The organism is Cupriavidus plantarum, from assembly GCF_905397285.1.
In the GTDB taxonomy this organism is placed as follows: domain Bacteria; phylum Pseudomonadota; class Gammaproteobacteria; order Burkholderiales; family Burkholderiaceae; genus Cupriavidus; species Cupriavidus plantarum.
In genome coordinates this window covers 838,381-859,923 of record NZ_CAJPUX010000001.1, presented here as the reverse complement: position 1 = coordinate 859,923, position 21,543 = coordinate 838,381, and the positions used below count along the sequence as shown (strand labels likewise).

The window sequence follows — 21,543 nt, the reverse complement described above, 5'->3', positions numbered from 1 at the left end:
GGACTCAGGCTTGCTCGCGGCCCTGCTGCCATTTGTCGACGGTCACGCGCGGGGCGGCGGCGAGCTGGTCCAGTAGTGCGTCGGGCGTCAAGCCCACGTGCAGCAGGTCCGCGTGGATGCGTTTCAGGAAGCCTTCGTCCACCGCGTGGGAGAGGAAGTCGACCATGCGGTCGTAGAAGCCCGCCACGTTCAGGAGGCCGACCGGCTTGTCGTGGTAGCCCAGTTGCAGCCACGTAAAGGTTTCGAAGAGTTCCTCGAAGGTGCCGACGCCGCCCGGCATGGCGATGAAGGCGTCGGCGCGGTCGGCCATCATTTGCTTGCGTTCGTGCATGTTGCGCACGACATGCAGTTCCGTCAGGCCGCGGTGGCCGACTTCCTTCTGCATCAGCGCGTCCGGGATGACGCCGATCGCGGTGCCGCCATGTTCGAGCACGCTGTCCGCGACGATGCCCATGAGGCCGACCTTGCCGCCCCCATAGACCAGCGCCATGTCACGCTCGACAAGCGCGCGGCCCAGGTCTCGCGCGCCTTGCGCATACTCCGCGCGGAAGCCGGGGCTCGAGCCGCAATACACGCACACCGCTTTCATTTCGCTTCCCTCGCTGCCTGAGCCTGTTCCAGTTGCGCCTTGCTCTCCGCGTATTCGCGCGCGAGCTGGTCGAATGCCTCCCGTGCCTTGCCGCGGAGGTACGGCGCGAGAATGGAGAAGATGTGATAGCTGGAGCCATGCAGATAGCCACGGATCTGCTCGGCATCGTTGTACTGGCGCGGATGCTGCACGAACTGGAACGACAGCCAGTACGTGGCGATCACCACGATGTTGGTGCACACGGCGTCCACCTGCTCGGGCGTGGCCTCCATGTCCCCGTCCTCCTGAAACTGTCGGCAGATCTCGAACGCGAAACGCTTCTTCTGATCGACAATGCGCTTGAAGTTCGTTTCCAGCATCCGGTTGCGCGCGAGCAGGTCGTTGATGTCGCGATACAGGAAGCGGTAGTTCCAGAGGAACTCGGACATGTACTGCAGATAGCCCCAGCTCTCGCCAAGCGTGGCCTTGTGGTCGTCCGGCAGTTTCAGGCGCCGTTCCATCTCCTGCTCGAAGCGCACGAAGATGGAATTGATGATGTCGTCCTTGTTGCGGAAGTGATAGTAGAGATTGCCCGGGCTGATCTCCATGGCCTCCGCGATGGTCGTCGTCGTGACATTGGGCTCCCCGAGTTCGTTGAAGAGGCGCAATGAAACATCGAGAATGCGATCGCGCGTACGGCGCGGACCGGTCTGGGGCTTGGCTTCCATGGCTTGGCGGACGATCCTGGCGAATAGACGGGTAAGACGGTCTCAGATTATAAGCAAACGCGTAGCCGGGTAACGCACGGGATACAAATCGGCCCATCCCCCGTCAACGCTACGCGCAAAAGCGAAATTTCGTACGAATTTTCCGAAATATCGCCCGCGAGCAGCGAATGCGAAGGCATGTGCATGCGGCACGCCTATACTGCGCTGCATCGCCGCTGCCGAATCCATGCCATGCCGAAGTCCCTGAACGCAATGCTGGTTACCGCCGCCCTGCTCTCAGCGAGCGCCACGGCCCATAGTCGCGAATCCGCAGCGCTGCACGTACGGGCCGTCATCCAGCCCGCCGCATGCGCGCTGTTACCGCAGGCGAACGACGTGGACACGGTGCGCGTGGTGGTCGAGTGCGATGCCGGTACGCGCGTGGTGGTGACAGCCGCGGATGGGCTGACCGGCCAGGCGCTGGCACACCACATGGCACACCGCGGGACACGTTCGATGACCACGCCGGCGGGCGGCATCACCCCGACCGCGACGCGGCCAGTCGGCATCGTGAGACAGACCTATAACGTGACAATGGACCAGGGCCCGGCGCGTGTCACGATCACCATCAGCTATCTGTAGGCCTGGCCGCGGGCATCAGAACGACGAGCCCGGTTCCACGAGGAACTTCGCTTCCTCGTCGGTACTCGCTCGCCCGAGTATCGCGTTGCGATGCGGAAAGCGGCCGAAGCGCGCGATGATGTCGCGATGTTTCCGCGCCCAGTAGACGGTATCGATACCGGTTTCGTCCCGCAGCCTCTCCAGCTGGCGGACCGATTCGTGCTGCGCGTCGAGGTCCTCGACATGTTGCAGCGGCATGTAGCAGAACATGCGATGCAACGGCGTGGGCATTTCGCGATCCCAGCCCAGCGCGATCACGCGCCGCGTGAGGGCGAGCGCAGCCGGATCGGTGGCGAATGCGCGCGGATCGCCGCGAAACGCGTTGCGGGGAATCTGGTCCAGCAGCACGATACGCGCGCACGCGCCTTCGGGCGTCACCGACCAATCATCGGGAGCGCACCCATCGGCCGCGGCGTTTCCTGCAAGACTTGCCGCAGGGTTCGAAGCAGGGCTCGCTGCAGGGCCCACTACATTCAGGCGCTCGCAGGCGGCCTGCCACAGCGGCATAAAGGCTTCGCACACGGCGGCATCGAACGCGGGATCCTTCTTGAACCACGCGCGGCGATAGGTGTTCCATGACGGGCCGCCTGGCACGTCGAACCAGAAGTCGAGCAGGCGCTGGGCGTCGGCAGACAGCATCGCGGTCGTGAACGTGCGGTCAGCGCGCGACGTTGCGCATCCAGTCCGCGGTCTGGAAGAACGCTTGCATCAGCCGCAGGCGCAGGTCCTCGGAGAGCCCGACGTCTTCCATCGCCATCGCCATGCAACGCATCCACTGGTCGCGCTCGCTGATGCCGATCTCGAACGGCAAATGGCGCGCGCGCAGCCGCGGATGGCCGAAGCGTTCGATGTAGAGGCTGGGACCGCCGAGCCAGCCGGACAGAAACCAGAACAGCTTGTCGCGCGAGCCTTCCATCGTGGTGGGATGCAGCGCGCGCAAACCCTTGAACTGTTCCTCGAGGTCCATCAGGTCGTAGAAGCGGTCCACGAGCTCGCGAACTTTCGCTTCCCCGCCGACCAGTTCGTAGGCCGTGGTGTCCTGTGCGGGGGTATCGTTGCCGGCCGTGCCGGTCTGGTCTGTCGTGTCGGTCATGAGAAATATCGGTCAGGCGTCGCGCAGCGTGGCCAGCGCGGGTTGCCGCAGCACCTCGCGCAATCCGAGCCAGCCGCCGGCAAAGGCGCACAGCATGCCAGAAACCACGCCGACCGGCACAATCCAGGCATTGAAGCGATACGGGAAATCGAACACGAACTGCGACAGGCCCCAGCCGACCGCGATCGCGCCGAGACTGGCCAGCAAGCCCGCCAGTCCGCCCACCACAAGGAATTCCGCGTACTGCGTCTGCCGGACGAGTGAGGCGCTGGCGCCCAGCGCCTTGAGCAGACCCGCATCGCGCTTGCGTTCGTCGCGCGCGCCCGACAGTGCCGCATAGAGCACCGTGACGCCCGCGAGCAGCGTGAAGATAAACAGGAACTCCACGGCCGCGATGACCTGGTCGAGCACGTCCTGCACCTGCCGCAGAATGAGGTCGGTGTTGACCACGGTGATGTTCGGGAACGCCGCCGTCAGCTGGTTGCCAAGCGACGCCTTGGCGGGCGGCAGATGGAACGCGGTGATATACGTCGCGGGCAGGTCGCGCATCTGCGCGGTCGGCAGGATGACGAAGAAATTGACGCGCATCGAACTCCATTCGAGCTTGCGCAACGAGGTCACCGGCGCCTCGACGATCTGCCCGGCCACGTCGAAGCGCAGCGTGTCGCCGAGCTTGATATGCAGCGTCCTGGCGATGCCCTCTTCCACCGATGCCCCGACGTCGGCGCTCTTCCCGTTCACCCATCGTCCCGCCACGATCTGGTTCCCTTCGGGCAGCGCGTCGGTATAGGACAGGTTGAACTCGCGCTCGACGAGGTTGCGCGCGCGGCCATCGGGATAGCTGTCGGCGCGGATCGGGCGCTCGTCGATATGCGTCAGGCGGCCGCGCACCATCGGGTACAGGAGGTCCTCGACGCCATTGCGTTCGAGCATCGCGCGCAGCGGATCGCGCTGGTCGGGCTGGATGTTGATGATGAAACGGTTGGGCGCGTCGGCCGGCGTGGCGTTGCGCCACGAGTCGATGAGGTCATTGCGCGTCATGCCGAGCAGCAACAGCGCCATCAGGCCGATGGCCAGTGCGACGGTCTGCAGCGCGGTCACCGAGCGGCGGCGTTCGAGCACGGCCAGCGCGAAGCGCCAGCCCACGCTGCCCCGCGCGCGGCCACGCATCGCTCTCGACAATCCGGTGAGGAGTCCCAGCGCGAGCACCGCGAACAGCGCGCCCGCGCCGAGGAAACCGCCCGCTGTCGTCAGGCCGAGCTTGAGGTCGCGCGCGGCCACGAGCAGCAGCGCGACGAAGGCGCCAAGGCCAAGCGCGTAGGCGATCCATGCGGAGATCGGCGGCGTGCCGATGTCGCGGCGGAGCACGCGCAGCGGCGCGATGCGCGTGAGCGCGAGCAGCGGCGGCACGGCAAAGCCCACCAGCAATACGAGGCCGGCCGCGACGCCCACGGCGGCGGGCACGAGCGACGGCTGCGGCAGCGAGACCTGCAGCAGGCCGCCCAGCGACAACAGCAGCCCGTAGTGCGCGAGGTAGCCGAGCAGCACGCCGATCAGCGCGCCGGCAAGGCCGAGCAGCAGGAACTCGATGCCGAATGCGGTGAGGATCTGGGCACGGGACAGGCCCATGCATTTGTAGACCGCGCACGCGTCGGTGTGGCGCTGCATATAGCGGCGCGCGGACATCGCGATGGCCACGGCGGCGATCATGGCCGACAGCACGGCCACGAGCGAGAGGAACGTTTCGGCGCGGTCCAGCGTCTGGCGCATCTGTGGCTGGCCGGATTCCAGCGATTCGACGCGCGTATTGCGAAGCTTGCGGGTCTCGATTTCGTTCTGCGCCCACTTCTGGTACGCGGCGCCGGCGGCGTCGGTGCCCGCCACGAGCAGGCGGTAGGTGACGCGGCTGCCCCAGCCGATCAGCCCGGTGGCCTCGAGGTCCGTGAGCGGCAGCATCACGCGGGGGGCAAAGTTCATGAAGCCTGCGCCACGATCGAGTTCCTGCGTGATGAGGCGGTCGATCCGGAAGATCTTGTTGCCGAGTTGCAGGCTGTCGCCGACCCGCAGGTTCAGCGCGGTCAGCAGGGCTTCATCGGCCCAGACGGTCCCCGGCGCGGGGATACCTTGCGCCTCCTGCTCGGCGCCGTTCGGCGCGCTGGTGACCTTGAGCCGGCCACGCAACGGGTAGCCGTCGCTGACGGCCTTGAGAGCCGCCAACTGGCTGGCGGGCTCGGCGCCGGGTGTCCCGTTCGCTGCCCCGCCCGCCGGCCGGGCCGTCGCCATGCTGGGGAACGTCACGGTCTGCGCGGACCGGAGGCCGCTGGCCGCCGCGTGCTCGACGAAGGCCGCGGAGAAGGGCTGGTCCGAGATCAGCAGCACATCGGCGGCGATCATCTGCCGGGCGTCGCGCTCCAGCCCCAGCCGCATGCGATCGGCAAGGAAACCGACGCTGGTCAGCGCGGCCACCGCGAGCACCAGCGCGAACAGCAGCAGGGTCAGCTCGCCGGCGAGCCAGTCGCGGCGCGCCATGCGCAGGGCCTGATGCCAGGGTGAGAAACGGTGAGAGGCGTTGGACATCGGTCGTCGTTCGCTTGTCGGTCAGTGAGGCGCGCGCGGGCCGCGCAGGCTCGCGTGCAGGCGGCGCATGCCGCGCCAGAGTTTCGGGATCAGCCAGATCGCGACGATCAGGAAGACGGCCAGCAGCAGAAAGAACACCACAGGCAGGAAAAATGCCAGCAGCAGTCCGCCCGTGGCGGTCACGTCCTCCGTGAAAGAGGCCAGCCAGTTGGAAAAAGGTTCCGGAGACACGTTGATCAGCGCCCGGGTGCCGGATTTGGCGGCATGCGCGGTGCCGGCGAGGGTCCCGCCGATCAGGCCGGCACCGACGATCCACTGCGCGTCCATGTGGCCGAATGCCGCGGCGGCCAGCACCGCGCCCGCGGGAATGCGGATGAACGTCTGGATGCTATCCCAGACGGTATCGAAGCCCGGCACCTTGTCCGCCACGAACTCCGCGACGGCAAGCACGCCGGCGATGCCGATCACCCACCACGAGGCGAGCACGTCGAGCCCGCCGGGCAACTCCAGCCAGCCAAGACGCGCCAGCGCGCCAGCGGCGAGCACGGCCAGATACAGGCGCAATCCGCTGGCCCAGGACATGCCCGCGGCCAACGCGGCGGTTTCCAGCATGTGGGCCCTTTGCGTTGGAGAGGATGGGATCGAGTGTACTGGAAGTAAGGAGCGGCCCTCTTCCCGACCCCTATTCCGGCATCGCCTCCAGCTTCGGCAACTGCGGCAGGTCCGCCGCCACCTCGGCGATCGCGCGCCGCAGCCACATCACGTCTGGCGCGGCGTGGCTGCGTTCGTGCCAGAGCTGGTAGAAGCGCATGCGGGGAAACGGCACCGGCGACGGCACCATGCGGATCGGCAGATATTGGGCGTAATGCGCCGCGAACTGACGGCCCGTGGTGAAGACCATGTCCGTCTTCATGAGCACGTACGGCACGAGCCCGAAATAAGGCAGCGTGACCTGGATGTTGCGCTTCAATCCCTGTTCGGCCAGCGCCTGGTCGATCATGCTGCGTTGCATCGACGCGTACGGCGCCGGCGCGAGGTGGGGCATCTCGAGGTAATGCCTGAGGGTCAGCCCCTTGCGCGCCAGCGGATGCTGCGCCCCCAGCATGCACACCACCTCGTCGTCGAACAGCGGCGAGATATGCAGGTGCTCGGGCGGCGACAGCCAGTTGCCCACCACGATATCCAGATGCCCCTGCTCCAGCGCCTCCAGAAAATCGCTCGACTGCGTCATCGGATGCACGAACAGCTTGGCCCCCGGCGCCAGCCGCCGGACGCGCTCGACGATATTGGGCAGGAAGAACGCATCGAGGTAGTCCGGCGCGCCGAGATGGAACGTACGCACCGTCGTCGATGGATCGAACTGCTGCGGCGGCCGCGCGATGCGGTCCATCGCGGCAAGGCTTTGCTCGGCGAGCGCGAGCAGCTCGCGGCCGCGTTCGGTTGGCACCATGCCGCTCTTGCCACGCACCAGAATGGCGTCGCCCGTGATCTCGCGCAGGCGTTTGAGCGTATTGCTGATGGCCGGCTGCGACTGGCCGAGGCGCACCGCGGTGCGCGTGACGCTCTGCTCGGTAAGCAGCGTGTGGAGCACACGCAGCAGGTAAGTATCGAGGTGGTCGCGACCGTGCATGGGGGCTAGAAAGGGGCAAAAAGGAGACGGCGAGGCGCGCCGTCAGGCCTGCCGCACGCTGGCGTGTGGGGACCGAGAGGCGCATAGTGTATGTACGCCCCGCGTGCAAGGTCAATTCGGGACTGCCGGTATATTCGCGGCGATACGCGCCCGCGCATCCGCCGGCCCCCCTCCCGTGGGGACGCCTCGCGATACCCGGGCCTGATGCCCGCTATCACCTGGGCCGAATATTGCATCGGGAACGCCAGTGCTATGTTTGCTCCATCCACGAAAGAGAGAAAACCATGGAGACGCAAACCATCCGCTTCTACCACCGCGGCCAGGTCCGGGAGGTGTCCGACGCCGCCGTGACGCGCACCGTCCTGCAGTACCTGCGCGAAGACGCACGCTGCACCGGCACGAAGGAAGGCTGCGCCGAGGGGGATTGCGGCGCCTGCACGGTAGTGATCGGCGAGCTGCATGACGAGACGGTCGAGTTCAAGGCCGTCAACGCCTGCATCCAGTTCCTGCCCACGCTCGACGGCAAGGCACTGATCACGGTCGAAGACCTGCGTCAGGCCGACGGCGCGCTGCACCCCGTGCAGGAAGCGATGGTCGAATGCCACGGCTCGCAATGCGGCTTCTGCACGCCGGGCTTCGTGATGTCCCTGTGGGCGCTCTACCAGCAGCACACCAACGGCCACCCGGCCGACGGCACCCCGGCCGCCTCGAGCCCGACGCGCACGGCCATCTGCGACGCGCTGACGGGCAACCTGTGCCGATGCACGGGATATCGTCCGATCGTCGACGCCGGCCAGCGCATGATGCAGCTGCCCGTGCCGCAACCGGGCAAGCTCGACCCCGCGCGCATCGCCGGGACGCTGCGCAACCTGCGCCGCGGCGAAACCTTCCACTACAGCCGCCGCGACGCGCACGCGCGGGTCCAGCACTTCTATGCCCCGCGCACGGCCGCCGAGTTCGCCCGCATCAAGGCGGAAGCGCCCGGCATCCGCATTCTCGCGGGCAGCACGGACGTGGGCCTGTGGGTCACGAAGCAGTTCCGCGACCTCGGCGACCTGCTGTACGTGGGCCAGGTGGAAGACCTGCAGACGCTCGCCGAGCGGGACGGCATGCTGGAGATCGGTGCCGGCGTGACGCTCGAGAAGGCCTACGCCGCGCTGACCGGCGCGCATCCGGAGCTCGAGGAACTGTGGAAGCGATTCGCCTCGCTGCCGATCCGCAATGCGGGGACGCTGGGCGGCAATATCGCCAATGGCTCGCCGATCGGCGATTCGATGCCCGCGCTGATCGCGCTCGGCGCCGAGGTCGTGCTGCAGCATGGCGACACGCGCCGCACGCTGCCGCTCGAAGACCTCTACCTCGCGTACCAGAAGACTGCGATGGTCCCCGGTGAATTCGTCGCCGCGCTGCGCGTGCCCGTGAAGGGCCATGCCAACGGCGTCGGCCATTTCCGCACGTACAAGCTGTCGAAGCGTTTCGATGAGGATATCTCGGCCGTGTGCGCGGCCTTCGGCATCGATGTGAAGGATGGCGTCATCACCCGCGCGCGCATCGCGTTCGGCGGCATGGCCGCCACGCCCAGGCGCGCGGCACAGGCCGAAGCCGCCCTGACCGGCCTGCCGTGGACCGAGGCGACCGCACGCGCCGGCATGGCGGCGCTCGGCAGCGACTACCAGCCGCTGTCGGACATGCGCGCCACCGCCTCCTACCGCGCGCGCGGTGCGGCCAACCTGCTCTATCGGTTCTGGCTGGAGACACGCGCCGATGCACTGCCCGCCACCGCCGTCAATGTGCGCGCCGTCCACGCCATGCACGCGACCGGCGCGGACGAGCCTGCCGTGGCCGGAGCCTGAGGAGACGCCATGAACAAGCAAACCGAAGCCTTCCTGCTGGACGTCTCCCCGGCCTCCCCGCCCTCCCGGGTCTCCCCGGCCGCGACGGAGGCCGCGCCGCAGATCGGCGTCTCCCGCCCGCACGAATCGGCCCACCTGCACGTGGCCGGCACCGCGACGTACACCGACGACATTCCCGAACTCGCGGGCACGCTGCATGCCGCACTCGGCATGAGCACCCGCGCCCATGCGCGCATCCGCTCGATCTCGCTCGACAAGGTACGCGCCGCGCCCGGCGTGGTTGACGTGCTGACCGCCGCCGATATTCCCGCCGTCAACGACTGCGGCCCCATCATCCACGACGACCCCATCCTGGCGAAGGACGTCGTCCACTTCATCGGCCAGCCAATCTTCGTGGTGGTCGCATCCTCGCACGACGACGCTCGCCGTGCCGCGCGCCAGGCCGAGATCGAATACGAAGACCTGCCGCCCATCCTCTCGCCCGAGGCCGCGCATGCGGCGGGCAGCTACGTGCTGCCGCCGATGCACCTCACGCGCGGCGAACCGCGCCGGCATATCGATGCGGCCGCGCATCGGAACGCGGGCAGCATCCGGCTCGGCGGGCAGGAACAGTTCTACCTCGAAGGCCAGATCGCCTACGCGGCCCCACGCGAGAACGATGGCATGCACGTGTGGTGCTCCACCCAGCATCCGACGGAGATGCAGCATGCCGTTGCGCATATGCTGGGCTGGCACGCGCATCAGGTGCTTGTGGAATGCCGCCGCATGGGCGGCGGATTCGGCGGCAAGGAATCGCAGTCGGCGATGTTCGCGTGCTGCGCATCGCTGGCTGCGTGGAAACTGCTGTGCCCCGTCAAGCTGCGCCCGGACCGTGACGACGACATGATGATCACGGGCAAGCGCCACGACTTCAACTTCGACTTCGAGGTCGGCCATGACGAAGAAGGGCGCATCGAGGGCGTGCGCGTGGAGATGGTGTCTCGCGCGGGCTTCTCCGCCGATCTGTCGGGCCCCGTGATGACGCGCGCGATCTGCCACTTCGACAATGCCTACTGGCTGCCCAACGTGCAGATCGACGGCTACTGCGGCCGCACCAACACGCAGAGCAACACCGCGTTCCGCGGCTTCGGCGGCCCGCAGGGCGCGTTCGCCATGGAGTACATCCTCGACAACGTGGCGCGCACCGTCGGCAAGGATGCGCTGGCCGTGCGCCGCGCGAACTTCTACGGCAAGACCGAGCGCAACGTCACGCCGTATGGCCAGACGGTCGAAGACAACGTGATCCACGAACTCATCGACGAGCTCGTGGCATCGAGCGAGTATCAGGCGCGGCGCGACGCCACGCGCGCGTTCAATGCGGCGAGCCCCATCCTCAAGAAGGGCATTGCCATCACGCCCGTCAAGTTCGGCATCTCGTTCAACGTCGCGCATTTCAACCAGGCCGGCGCGCTCGTGCACGTCTACAACGACGGCTCCGTCCTCGTGAACCATGGCGGCACCGAGATGGGCCAGGGCCTGAATACCAAGGTCGCGATGGTCGTCGCGCACGAACTCGGCATCCGCATGGAGCGCGTGCGCGTGACCGCGACGGACACGAGCAAGGTCGCCAACACGTCGGCCACTGCCGCATCGACCGGTGCCGACCTGAATGGCAAGGCGGCGCAGGATGCCGCGCGACAGATTCGCGAGCGCCTGACCGCCTTCGCCGCGCGCAAGGCGGGCGTGGCGCCGGACACGGTGCGGTTCGGCGACGACCTCGTCGTGGCCGGCGAGTTGCGCATGGACTTCGGCGACCTCGCGCGCGAGGCGTACGTGGCCCGCGTGCAGCTGTGGTCGGACGGGTTCTACGTCACGCCCAAGCTGCATTGGGACCAGTCGAAGCTGCAGGGCCGCCCGTTCTACTACTACGCGTATGGTGCCGCGTGCTCCGAAGTCATCGTCGATACGCTGACGGGCGAATGGAAGCTGCTGCGCGCCGACGCACTGCACGACGCGGGCAAGTCGCTGAACCCCGCCATCGATATCGGCCAGGTCGAGGGCGCGTTCATTCAGGGCATGGGCTGGCTGACCACGGAGGAATTGTGGTGGAACAAGGACGGCAAGCTCATGACGCACGCACCGTCCACGTACAAGATTCCGACGGTCAACGATTGCCCGGAGGACTTCAACGTGCGGCTGTTCCAGAACCGCAACGTCGAGGACAGCATCCATCGCTCGAAGGCGGTCGGCGAGCCGCCGCTCCTGCTGCCCTTCTCGGTGTTCTTCGCGATTCGCGACGCGATTGCCGCGGTGGGCGACTACCGCATCAATCCGCCGCTGCGCGCCCCCGCGACGAGCGAGGCGATTCTAGATGCCGTGGAAGACGTGATGGCGCAACGGGAGGCAGCGGCGCAAGCCGTCTGAGCACGCGATGCAGGACGCCCCGCTCAAGCCCTTCCGCTATGCCGATGCCGCGCGCTGGATCCGCGCCGGCGTGCCGGTGGTCATGGTAACCATCGCCGAAGTGCGCGGGTCCGCGCCGCGCGAGGCCGGCATCCGCATGCTGGTCACGGCCGACGACCTCGTCGGCACGATCGGCGGCGGCCACCTCGAATGGCGCGGGATGGATATCGCGCGCGAGATGATGACCGACGGCTTGCCACCGCGGCGCGTCGAGCGGATTCCCCTCGGTCCCGCGCTTGGGCAGTGCTGCGGAGGCGTGGTGTGGCTGGCGTTCGAAGTGCTCGGCATCGCCGATCTGGTGTGGCTCGATGCTGTCGAACAGGCGTTCTCCACGGGCCGCGCGCTCGAGCGCACCGTCTCGCTCCACGCGCCGCGCCGCGCCGTAACGCTCTCGGAGAGCCGTGCGGTGCTGCCAGCGGTCGAGCGTAACGAGGATGGCTGGATCGACACGCTCGTCCCCGATCCCCTGCACGTGGTGCTGTTCGGCGCCGGCCACGTTGGTCACGCGCTGGTCAGGCTGCTCGCGCATCTGCCCTGCCGCGTGCATTGGGTCGATGAGCGTGACACGCTGTTCCCGGCCGATCTGCCCGCCAACGTCGAGGCCGAGGCCAGCGACACGCCGGAGGCCGTCGTCGATGATGCGCCGCCTGGCAGCTTCTTCCTCGTCATGACGCACAGCCATGCGCTGGACCTCGCGCTGTGCGAACGCATCCTGCGGCGAACGGATTTCGCGTACTTCGGACTCATCGGGTCGAAGACCAAGCGCGCGCGCTTCGAGCATCGGCTCTCGGACCACGGCATAGACCCCGCCCGCTTCGCGGAAATGACGTGTCCAATCGGTGTCGCCGGCATTACAGACAAGGCTCCGGCTATGATTGCGGTAGCGATCGTCGCCCAGCTGCTGCAGGTACGGGATCAGCGCATTGCCGCGCTGTCCGCCAGCCGCAGGGAGGCGGTGGCGCAGTAACCCGGCGCGGCGGGCTCACGAAGCCTGCCGCGAAGATACCGACAGACATAGAAGAGGCCTCCCCATGACCATCGACGCCGCGCTCGCGGACAGGATCCGCCGGACCCCCAAGGCTGAACTGCACGTGCATATCGAAGGCACGCTCGAACCCGAGCGCATTTTTCGCCTTGCCCAGCGCAACCAGGTCTCGCTGCCCTACCCCAGCGTCGAGGCGCTGCGTGAAGCCTACGCATTCACCGATCTGCAATCGTTCCTCGACATCTATTACGCGGGCGCCAGCGTGCTGCTGACCGAGGAAGATTTCTTCGACATGACGATGGACTACGTCCAGCGCGCCGTGGCCGACAACGTGCGCCACGCGGAGATCTTCTTCGATCCGCAGACGCATACCGCCCGCGGCGTGCCGATGGGCACCGTCATCGACGGCATTGCCGACGCGCTCGCGCAGGCGCGCACCGAGTACGATTTCTCGAGCAGCATGATTCTCTGCTTCCTGCGCCATCTGTCCGAGGAAGACGCGTTTGCCACGCTCGAAGCCGCATTGCCCTACCGCGACCGCTTCGTCGGCGTGGGCCTCGATTCGTCAGAACGCGGCAACCCGCCCGAGAAGTTCGCGCGCGTGTTCGCGCGGGCCAAGGAACTGGGCCTGCACCGCGTGGCCCATGCCGGCGAGGAAGGCCCCGCCCAGTACGTGAGCGACGCCCTCGACATCCTCGACGCCGAACGCATCGACCATGGCGTGCGCGCGATCGACGACGACGCGCTGATCGCCCGGCTCGCGAAGGAACGCGTCGCGCTGACCGTGTGCCCGCTCTCCAACGTCAAGCTCAAGGTCTATCCCGACCTGCGCGACCATCCGGCCAAGCGCATGCTCGACGCCGGCGTCGTCGTGACGCTGCATTCGGACGATCCGGCCTACTTCGGCGGCTACATGAACGCAAACTGGGAAGCCACGTTCGACGCGCTGCCGCTCGACGCCAGCGACGCGCACAAGCTCGCGCGGCACTCCTTCGAAGCGGCCTTCCTGCCTCCCGCGCTGAAGGCCGAGTACCTGACGGAAGTCGACCATTTCTGGGCGACGCCGTAACACCCCATCACATCACGACATCATGACCAGCACACTCCCCCCCTCCAACACTACCCGTGCCACCCGTGTCATTCGCGGCCGCATCCTGCACTTCCTGCGCGATCCGCAATTCCATGACGATGGCTACGAGTATTGGGAGGACGGAGCGCTGGTCGTGACCGATGGACGCATCGCCGCGGCCGGCAATTACGCAACGCTCGCGCCGACGCTGCCGGCCGACGCCGAGCTCATCGACCATCGCGGCAAGCTTATCGTGCCGGGGTTCATCGACACGCATATCCACTATCCGCAGACCGACATCATCGCGTCGCCGTCGCCGGGCCTGCTGCACTGGCTCGACACCTACACGTTCCCCGAGGAGCGCCGCTTCTCGGAACCCTCGTACGCGCGCGCGGTGGCGGACTTCTTCACGGACGAGCTGCTGCGCAACGGCACCACGAGCGCGCTGGTCTGGAGCACCGTGCACGCGACCTCGGCCGATGCGCTGTTCGCCGCCAGCGAGGCGCGTAACCTGCGCATGATCACCGGCAAGGTGATGATGGACCGCAACTGCCCCGACTTTCTGCGCGATACCGCCGAAACCGGCGCGCGCGATTCCGCGGACCTGCTGTCCAGATGGCACAACAAGGGCCGCCTGGCGTATGCCATTACGCCGCGCTTCGCGCCGACATCGAGCGAGGCGCAACTGGCCGCGTGCGGCGAGCTCGCGCGCGCGCATCCGGACGCCTTCATCCAGACCCACGTCGCCGAAAACCGCGACGAGGTGAAGTGGGTCGCCGAGCTGTTTCCCGACGCGCGCAGCTACCTCGACGTGTACGACCGCTACGGCCTGCTGCGTCCGGGCGCGTTCTACGGACATGCGATCTACCTCGATCCCGATGACCGCCGCCGCCTCGCGGACAGCGGCGCGGCCGTCGCGCACTGCCCGACGTCGAACCTGTTCCTGGGCAGCGGCTTCTACGATTTCCACCAGTCCGATGCGCATCGGCTCAACGTGACGCTGGCCACCGACGTAGGCGGCGGCACCTCGTTCTCGATGTTCCGCACGATGAACGCGGCGCACAAGGTCGCGCGCATGGGCGGCTACCACCTGACCGCGCTGCGCATGTTCTATCTGGCCACCCGCGCGGCCGCGGAGGCGATGGGCTGGGCCGACCGCATCGGCAGCTTCGACGTGGGCTGCGAAGCCGATTTCATCGTACTCGACCCCGATGCCACGCCGCTGATCGCACGCCGCAGCAGTCGCTCGGAAACGCTGGAGGAGCAGCTGTTCGCGTTCGCGATGCTCGGCGACGACCGCGTGATCGAGGACGTGTACGTCATGGGCAAGGCCGTCGGGGAACGCGTGGGCGAGTCTGTCGGCAAGGCTGTGGACAAGGCCCCGGACAACGCCCCGGACAACGCGGGCGCCCGGGAATATGGCTTATCTGCTATGTCTTGACTGACATCAACACAATTGTCACCAAAGGCCGTTAGCCTCTTCCGGCAATCCAGCGCCATGCCACATGGCGCCTTCATGACCGATACCGGAAGAACCGCATGCCTGCCAGCTCCGACAACGCACTGACCGATGCCAGTGCGTTCGCCACCTCCGACCCCGCCGCTGCTGCCCTTGGTGTCCCCTCTGCCGATGCGGCCCCGCGCCGCCGCCAGCCCGCCGCCGCACTGCCCGACCCCATTGCGGCGGACGCCCCGCTGCCGGGCCGCAAGGTCATTCGCGGCTGGCTGATTCCGCTGGGCGAGCGCAGCACCCCCCGTGCCCTGATGCTGTTCGCCTTCGACTACCTGCTGTTCGCGGCCGTGATGGCCGCGCTCGTGCTGGCCACGCCGTGGTGGGCAAAGCTCGGCATCGGCGTGGTGGCCGGCCTCGTCATCGCGCGGCTGTTCATCATCGGCCACGACGCCTGCCACCAGAGCCTGACGGCGCGCCGCGGCCTCAACAAGTGGATCGGCCGGCTGACGTTCCTGCCGTCGCTGACGCCCTATAGCCTGTGGGAAGTCGGCCATAACGTCGTGCACCACGGCTACACGAACCTCAAGGGCTTCGACTTCGTCTGGGCGCCCTACTCGCTCGAGGAATTCCGCGCGCTGCCGCGCTGGCGCCGCGCGCTGGAGCGCGTCTATCGCAACGGATTCGGCGCGGGGTTCTACTACCTCGTCGAAATCTGGTGGTTCAAGCTGTTTTTCCCGAGCAAACGGCAGATGGCGACACGGCGCGCGATCTTCACGTGGGACTGCGTGCTCGTCGCCACGTTCGGCGCGCTCTGGGTCGGCGCGCTGGCCGCGCTGGCGATCGCCACGGCGCAATCGGTGGCGCTGATGGTGACGACGGGCTTCGTGCTTCCGTTCCTCGTCTGGAACCTGACCGTCGGCTTCGTGCTCTACGTCCATCACACGCATACGAGTGTCGCGTGGTACGACACGAAGTCGATGTGGGCCAAGGCGCAGCCATTCGTGTCCACGACCGTGCATCTCCGCTTCCGTCATGGCATCGGGGCGGCGCTCCACCACATCATGGAACACACGGCGCACCACGTGGACATGAGCGTGCCGCTCTACCGGTTGAAACGCGCGCAGGCGCTGCTCGAGCACGCATTGCCGGGCCGCATCATCGTCGAGAACTTCTCGTGGCGCTGGTACTTCGATACCGCGCGCCGCTGCAAGCTCTATGACTTCAAGGCCCTGTGCTGGACGGACTTCCGAGGCCGGCAGACCAGCGAGAACGCGCCGGTTCCGGCCTGATGCCTTGCGCGCGGTGGACGGGGCTACCCTCCGCCGTTATAATGCGGCCTTCCATTGGGGAGTAGCCGCCCTGCTGCGGGCAACATCATGCTTGCAAAGTCAGCAGGGGCGTACGTCAACAGACTTGACTGGGTTTCCAGTTATGGCGTGCGCAGTCATGTACCACTACGGTACAGGGGCCTGGCGAGACCGATGACCACTCCTTTCTGGCCGGGCCGGGAAAGGCGTGTGTCATTGGCATCTCGCGATGCATTGCGGCCCGGGTTGTTCCCACATAAAAGATGGAATCATTCCTCGTCTCCACGGGTATCGTGGCGCTCGCCGAAATGGGCGACAAGACTCAGTTGCTGTCCCTCGTGCTTGCCGCACGGTATCGCAAACCCGTTCCCATCATCCTTGGCATCCTGATCGCCACGCTCGTCAATCACGGCTTTGCCGGTGCGTTGGGCGGATGGATCACGCATGTGCTCGGCGCCAACCTGCTGCGCTGGATCCTTGGTCTTGGCTTTATCGCGATGGCCGCATGGATGCTGATTCCCGACAAGCTCGACGACGCCGAGCAGGCAAAGCCGGTCAAGGGCGCCATCGGCATTCTCGGTACCACGATCGTCGCATTCTTCTTTGCGGAGATGGGCGACAAGACGCAGATCGCCACCGTCGCGCTCGCCGCGCGCTTTCCGTCGCAGGTCATCGCCGTCGTGGCCGGCACGACGTTCGGCATGATGCTTGCCAATGCGCCCGCCGTGCTGCTCGGCGACAAGTTCGCCAACAAGATGCCGATCGCACTGGTGCACAAGATCGCCGCGGCCATCTTCCTCGTGCTGGGGCTACTAGCACTCTTCAACGTCGGCGGTTAAACCAGCGCTACCAAGCAAAAAAACGGGGCGGTTGCCCCGTTCAAACCATCGACGGCCGAAAGTGCCGGGCCGTCGATCACCGATGCCCGTTTCAGTTGGTGGTCGCCGCGCCACCCTCGAACCATTGCCCCAGCAGCGCGCGCTCGTCATCCGTGATCTGCGTGACGTTGCCGAGCGGCATGGCCTTCTGCTGCACCGCCTGCTGATAGATCAGCTGCGCGTGCGACTTGATCTCGTCCACCGTATCGAGCTTGATGCCCTTGGCCGCGGTCGGCATCATCTTCGGCTGCTCCGCGTGGCACTGCACGCAGCGCGCGTTGATGATCTCCTGCACCTTGTGAAAGCTCACGGCGTTCGCGGCGGCCGCGTCGCCCCCCGCGCTGGCCACCACCGGGCGCGGCTGCGGCGCGATCATGAACGCCACGACGCCGAGCAACGCCACCCCGGCCGCGGGCCACGCGATATTGATCTTGCCCTTGTGCTTGAGGATGAAGAACTGACGCACCATCACGCCCGCAAGCATGATCAGGATCAGCACGAGCCAGTTGTACTTGTGCGCGTACGTCATGCTGTAGTGGTTCGACAGCATCGCGAACAGCACTGGCAGCGTGAAGTAGGTGTTGTGCACGCTGCGCTGCTTGCCGCGCTTGCCGTGGATCGGGTCCACCGGCTGGCCCGCCTTCAATGCCGCCACGACCTTGCGCTGCCCCGGAATGATCCACACCAGCACGTTCGCGCTCATGATCGTCGCGATCATCGCGCCCGTCAGCAGGAATGCCGCGCGGCCCGAGAATACGTGGCACGCGACAAACGCGGCCAGACCTACGTAGATCGCGACCATGATGCCGACCATCCGGTCGCTCTTGCCGAAGATCCGGCAGATGCAGTCGTACACGACCCAGCCAATCAGCAGATACGAGACCGCGAAGCCGACGGCCGCGCCCGGCGACATGTCGAAGACGTTCTTGTCGATCAGGAACGTGCTGGCGTTGAACAGGTACAGCACGACCAGCAGCGCAAAGCCGGTCATCCACGTGGAATAGGACTCCCAGTAGAACCAGTGCAGATTCGGCGGTAACTGCTTCGGCGCGGTGAGGTACTTCTGGGGGTTATAGAAGCCGCCGCCATGCACGGCCCACAGTTCGCCGTCCACGCCGCGCGACTTGAGCTCCGGGTCATCTGGACGGGTCAGGCTGTTATCGAGCCAGACGAAATAGAACGACGAGCCGATCCACGCGATCGCCGTGATCACGTGCGCCCATCGCAGCAGCATGTTGAACCAGTCGAGGATGTAGCCTTCCATGATGTCTCTCCTTCCTTCCGGCCGACTCAGCTGCCGCGGTAGGTCGAGTACGACCACGGCGAAACCAGCAACGGCACGTGGTAATGCGCGGCGGCATCGGCAATGCCGAAGCGCAGCGTCACCACGTCGAGGAAAGCCGGCTCGGGCAGGCTGACGCCCCGGGCACGGAAGTAGTCGCCGGCGCCGAACTCGAGTTCGTACACGCCCGGTACCAGTGCGTCGCCTTCGAGCAGCGGCGCATCGGCGCGGCCATCGTGATTGGTCACGAGGCGCTTGAGCGTTTCGCGCTGATTGTTGACAATTTTATGGAGGGTGATCGACATGCCTTGACCGGGAATACCGGCGGCCGTGTCGAGCACGTGCGTAGTGAGGCGTCCCATCGTTCGTCCTTGACGGTTTGGGTTGTGATAGGCGCCGCTGCCTTCACTAGCACCCTATGTGGGGAGGGTGCCCGCTCGGTACGTGATATCACGCATCCCGGCGCTTGCAGCCAGGGCGGCTGCAACGGTACTGCTGATTTCGAGATAGCTCTCGCGATGGAGGCGAAGATGCCTTTGTCCATCGCCGATGACACTCCGGATTTACCCGGATTTGTCGAAAAGCGCGGCTCGTTTTGTTGACAATATTGAATCCCTATCCAAATAATTGTCAACAATTTTTCTGGTCCTCCATCGCCATGTCCAAGAATCTCAAACTGATTGCATCGGCCAGCGAAGGCCACGAAGGCGACGAAGGCAACGAACGCAAACCCGCCCGCAAGGGCTCGGTGGAAGAGCGCATGTATCACGAGATCTACGACGCGATCATGGAGCACCGCCTGCCCCCGCGCACGAAGCTCACCGAGCAGTCCCTTTGCGAGATCTATGCCACCGCGCGGCATACGGTCCGCAAGGTCCTGTCGCGGCTCGCGGCGGATGGCATGGTGGACCTCGAACCGAACCGCGGCGCCTTCATTGCGAGCCCTTCGACAGACGAGGCGCACGACATGTTCGAGCTCCGCCAGATGCTGGAGCGCGCGGTGCTCGACAAGCTGGCCGCGCGTCCCGACGTGAAGACCGTCATCGCCCCGCTGCGCCGCATGGTCGCGACGGAACGTCAGGCGTTCCTGTCGCACGAACGGCCGCGCTGGATCCGGCTCTCGGCGGAATTCCATACCGCGCTGGCCGAACTCTCCGGCAACGCGCTGCTCGTCACGATGATGCGCCGGCTGGTCTCGCGCACGACGCTGATGATCGCGAGCGTGGAAGCGCCGGGACACAACGCGTGCTCGTTCGACGAGCACGACGAAATTCTCGATGCACTGGAAGCGGGCGATGCCGCGCTCGCCCAGGCGCATATGGCGCACCACCTTGGCGCCTGCGCCGATCGCGTGCAGCCCGACGAGCCCGGCAATTTCGATTTGCGCAGTGTGCTTGGACAAGGCGGGGGTCACACCCGCTGACGCTGGCGCGCGGCTTGCTCCGCGCCTCGATGACTACCCGGCCCAGCACGCGACCCCGCCATACCCACAGGCGCCACAGAGACGCCCTGCGTGCAAACCGCCGATGCCCGGGAGTGGAGGCGACGGATTCCCTACTGTAGGAGAAGGAGACACCCATGACTTCCGCGAGTACCACCAGTCCCGCCGACGGCGCGACGCCCGCCGACCGCATCAACGAACGACTTCCCTCGGGCCGGCTGCTGGCACTGGGCCTGCAGCACGTGCTGGTGATGTACGCGGGCACGGTGGCCGTGCCGCTGATCGTCGGCGGTGCGCTCAAGCTGCCCAAGGACCAGTTGGCCTTCCTCATCAATGCCGATCTCTTCGCGGCCGGCATCGCCACGCTGATCCAGGCGCTGGGTTTCTGGCGCTTCGGCATCCGCATGCCGGTGATGATGGGCGTCACGTTCGCGGCGGTGGCGCCGATGATCGCGATCGGCGGCGATCCCGAGGTCGGCCTGCTCGGCATTTACGGCGCGGTGATTGCATCGGGGATCTTCGGCATCCTTATCGCGCCGCTGATGGGCCGCATGCTCGGGTTGTTTCCGCCCGTCGTCACGGGGACCGTCATCACGCTCATCGGCATTTCGCTGATGCGCGTGGGCATCAACTGGGCCGGTGGCGGCCAGCCGACCACGCGCGCAGTCATCGACGGCGTGGTCAAGGACGTGCCGAACCTCGCGTATGGCGACCTCGGCAATCTTGCCATCGCGGGACTCGTGCTCGTCGTCATCCTCGTGCTGACCAGGTTCGGCCGCGGCCTCGTCGCCAACTGCGCGGTGCTGCTCGGCATCGTCATCGGCACGCTCGTGGCGATGGCCTTCGGCAAGGTGTCGTTCGAAGGACTGCATGAAGCTAGCTACGTGGCGGTCATCACGCCGCTGCATTTCGGCATGCCGACGTTCCAGCTGACGGCAGTACTGTCGATGTGCATCGTCATGCTGATCACGCTCGTGGAGTCGACGGGCATGTTCCTCGCGCTGGCGGACATCACGGGCAAGCGGCTGACCAATCGCGAACTTACCAACGGCCTGCGCGCCGATGGCCTCGGCACGATCATCGGCGGTGTGTTCAACACGTTCCCCTATACGTCGTTCTCGCAGAACGTCGGCCTCGTCACCGTCACGGGCGTGCGCTCGCGCTATGTCGCCGTGGCCGGCGGGCTGATCCTGATCGCGTTCGGGCTGTTCCCGAAGATGGCGCACGTGGTGGCGTCGGTGCCGCAGTTCGTGCTCGGCGGCGCGGGCATCGTCATGTTCGGCATGGTCGCCGCCACGGGTGTGCGCATCCTCGGCTCGTGCGATTTCAACCGGAATCGCCACAACCTGTTCATCGTCGCGATCTCGATCGGCTTCGGCATGATCCCGACGCTCTCTCCCACCCTGTTCCAGTACCTGCCGAAGTGGACCGACCCGTTCACGCACAGTGGCATCGTGCTCGGCACCATCGTCGCGGTGGCGCTGAACCTCTTCTACAACGGCATGCAGTCCGCCGAAGAGGCCATGCGCAACGCGGCCGCGAATTCCCACGGGACCGAATGACGGCCCGGATGACAA

General features: G+C 66.4%; 18 protein-coding genes, 1 pseudogene and 1 riboswitch. Of the genes and pseudogenes, 10 read left to right on the top strand and 9 right to left on the bottom strand.

Annotated elements, in window-relative coordinates:
- Positions 1-4 precede the first annotated feature (4 nt).
- Together KHP16_RS03985 and KHP16_RS03980 are read right to left on the bottom strand one after the other, a co-directional pair.
- Positions 5-589 carry an LOG family protein gene (locus KHP16_RS03985; RefSeq protein WP_109581683.1) on the bottom strand — a complete coding sequence of 195 codons (585 nt, stop codon included), beginning with the start codon at positions 587-589 and terminating at the stop codon, positions 5-7.
- Positions 586-1,296, bottom strand: a complete 711-nt coding sequence (locus KHP16_RS03980; RefSeq protein ID WP_109581684.1) for a TetR/AcrR family transcriptional regulator — start codon at positions 1,294-1,296, stop codon at positions 586-588. The genes KHP16_RS03985 and KHP16_RS03980 overlap by 4 nt, the downstream gene beginning before the upstream one ends.
- 231 nt (positions 1,297-1,527) lie before the next feature.
- On the opposite strand from KHP16_RS03980, the gene KHP16_RS03975 reads away from it, so the two are divergent.
- On the top strand, positions 1,528-1,917 hold the full coding sequence (locus KHP16_RS03975; RefSeq protein WP_211959623.1) for a hypothetical protein: 390 nt from the start codon (positions 1,528-1,530) through the stop codon (positions 1,915-1,917).
- Between the two features lie 15 nt (positions 1,918-1,932).
- Here the strand turns inward: KHP16_RS03975 and KHP16_RS03970 are convergent, their stop codons facing one another.
- The 5 genes from KHP16_RS03970 to KHP16_RS03950 all read right to left on the bottom strand — a co-directional run bounded on the left by KHP16_RS03970 (position 1,933) and on the right by KHP16_RS03950 (position 7,256).
- Entirely contained in the window at positions 1,933-2,595 is a 663-nt protein-coding gene (locus KHP16_RS03970; protein WP_211959622.1) for a DUF924 family protein, read from the bottom strand.
- Between the two features lie 19 nt (positions 2,596-2,614).
- Positions 2,615-3,049, bottom strand: a complete 435-nt coding sequence (locus tag KHP16_RS03965; protein WP_109581687.1) for a group II truncated hemoglobin — start codon at positions 3,047-3,049, stop codon at positions 2,615-2,617.
- Positions 3,050-3,061: 12 nt separating this feature from the next.
- Positions 3,062-5,626 carry an ABC transporter permease gene (locus KHP16_RS03960; RefSeq protein WP_244835629.1) on the bottom strand — a complete coding sequence of 855 codons (2,565 nt, stop codon included), beginning with the start codon at positions 5,624-5,626 and terminating at the stop codon, positions 3,062-3,064.
- A gap of 21 nt (positions 5,627-5,647) precedes the next feature.
- Positions 5,648-6,238 carry a DUF4126 domain-containing protein gene (locus tag KHP16_RS03955; protein ID WP_109581689.1) on the bottom strand — a complete coding sequence of 197 codons (591 nt, stop codon included), beginning with the start codon at positions 6,236-6,238 and terminating at the stop codon, positions 5,648-5,650.
- A gap of 70 nt (positions 6,239-6,308) precedes the next feature.
- Entirely contained in the window at positions 6,309-7,256 is a 948-nt protein-coding gene (locus tag KHP16_RS03950; protein WP_109581690.1) for a LysR substrate-binding domain-containing protein, read from the bottom strand.
- 284 nt (positions 7,257-7,540) lie between these two features.
- On the opposite strand from KHP16_RS03950, the gene xdhA reads away from it, so the two are divergent.
- The 7 genes and pseudogenes from xdhA (at position 7,541) to KHP16_RS03915 (ending at position 17,204) form a co-directional block, all read left to right on the top strand.
- Positions 7,541-9,109 (top strand): xanthine dehydrogenase small subunit, encoded by a 1,569-nt coding sequence (gene xdhA / locus KHP16_RS03945; protein WP_211959621.1) that lies wholly within the window; start codon positions 7,541-7,543, stop codon positions 9,107-9,109.
- Between the two features lie 9 nt (positions 9,110-9,118).
- Positions 9,119-11,512 (top strand): xanthine dehydrogenase molybdopterin binding subunit, encoded by a 2,394-nt coding sequence (xdhB, locus tag KHP16_RS03940; protein WP_211959620.1) that lies wholly within the window; start codon positions 9,119-9,121, stop codon positions 11,510-11,512.
- A gap of 7 nt (positions 11,513-11,519) precedes the next feature.
- Complete coding sequence (gene xdhC, locus KHP16_RS03935) at positions 11,520-12,518, top strand: xanthine dehydrogenase accessory protein XdhC (RefSeq protein ID WP_211959619.1); 999 nt, start codon at positions 11,520-11,522, stop codon at positions 12,516-12,518.
- 64 nt (positions 12,519-12,582) lie between these two features.
- Positions 12,583-13,605: an adenosine deaminase gene (locus KHP16_RS03930; RefSeq protein WP_115951960.1), complete on the top strand. Its 1,023-nt coding sequence runs from the start codon at positions 12,583-12,585 to the stop codon at positions 13,603-13,605.
- Between the two features lie 22 nt (positions 13,606-13,627).
- Positions 13,628-14,956 (top strand): annotated as a pseudogene (guaD, locus tag KHP16_RS03925) (guanine deaminase); the annotation flags it as partial.
- Between the two features lie 188 nt (positions 14,957-15,144).
- Complete coding sequence (locus tag KHP16_RS03920) at positions 15,145-16,347, top strand: fatty acid desaturase (protein ID WP_211959617.1); 1,203 nt, start codon at positions 15,145-15,147, stop codon at positions 16,345-16,347.
- 44 nt (positions 16,348-16,391) lie between these two features.
- Positions 16,392-16,545: riboswitch (yybP-ykoY riboswitch) on the top strand.
- 83 nt (positions 16,546-16,628) lie between these two features.
- Positions 16,629-17,204, top strand: a complete 576-nt coding sequence (locus KHP16_RS03915) for a TMEM165/GDT1 family protein (protein ID WP_109581697.1) — start codon at positions 16,629-16,631, stop codon at positions 17,202-17,204.
- 91 nt (positions 17,205-17,295) lie between these two features.
- On the opposite strand, the gene KHP16_RS03910 is transcribed toward KHP16_RS03915, so the two are convergent.
- Together KHP16_RS03910 and uraH are read right to left on the bottom strand one after the other, a co-directional pair.
- Positions 17,296-18,507, bottom strand: a complete 1,212-nt coding sequence (locus KHP16_RS03910) for a urate hydroxylase PuuD (protein WP_211959616.1) — start codon at positions 18,505-18,507, stop codon at positions 17,296-17,298.
- Between the two features lie 26 nt (positions 18,508-18,533).
- Positions 18,534-18,887, bottom strand: coding sequence for a hydroxyisourate hydrolase (gene uraH / locus KHP16_RS03905; RefSeq protein ID WP_109581699.1), 354 nt, complete (start codon positions 18,885-18,887; stop codon positions 18,534-18,536).
- Positions 18,888-19,183: 296 nt separating this feature from the next.
- Here uraH and KHP16_RS03900 point away from each other — a divergent pair, with 296 nt between their 5' ends.
- Both KHP16_RS03900 and KHP16_RS03895 read left to right on the top strand, forming a co-directional pair.
- Entirely contained in the window at positions 19,184-19,948 is a 765-nt protein-coding gene (locus KHP16_RS03900) for a GntR family transcriptional regulator (RefSeq protein WP_211959615.1), read from the top strand.
- Positions 19,949-20,103: 155 nt separating this feature from the next.
- Positions 20,104-21,528, top strand: a complete 1,425-nt coding sequence (locus KHP16_RS03895) for a nucleobase:cation symporter-2 family protein (RefSeq protein WP_115951956.1) — start codon at positions 20,104-20,106, stop codon at positions 21,526-21,528.
- Positions 21,529-21,543 lie beyond the last annotated feature (15 nt).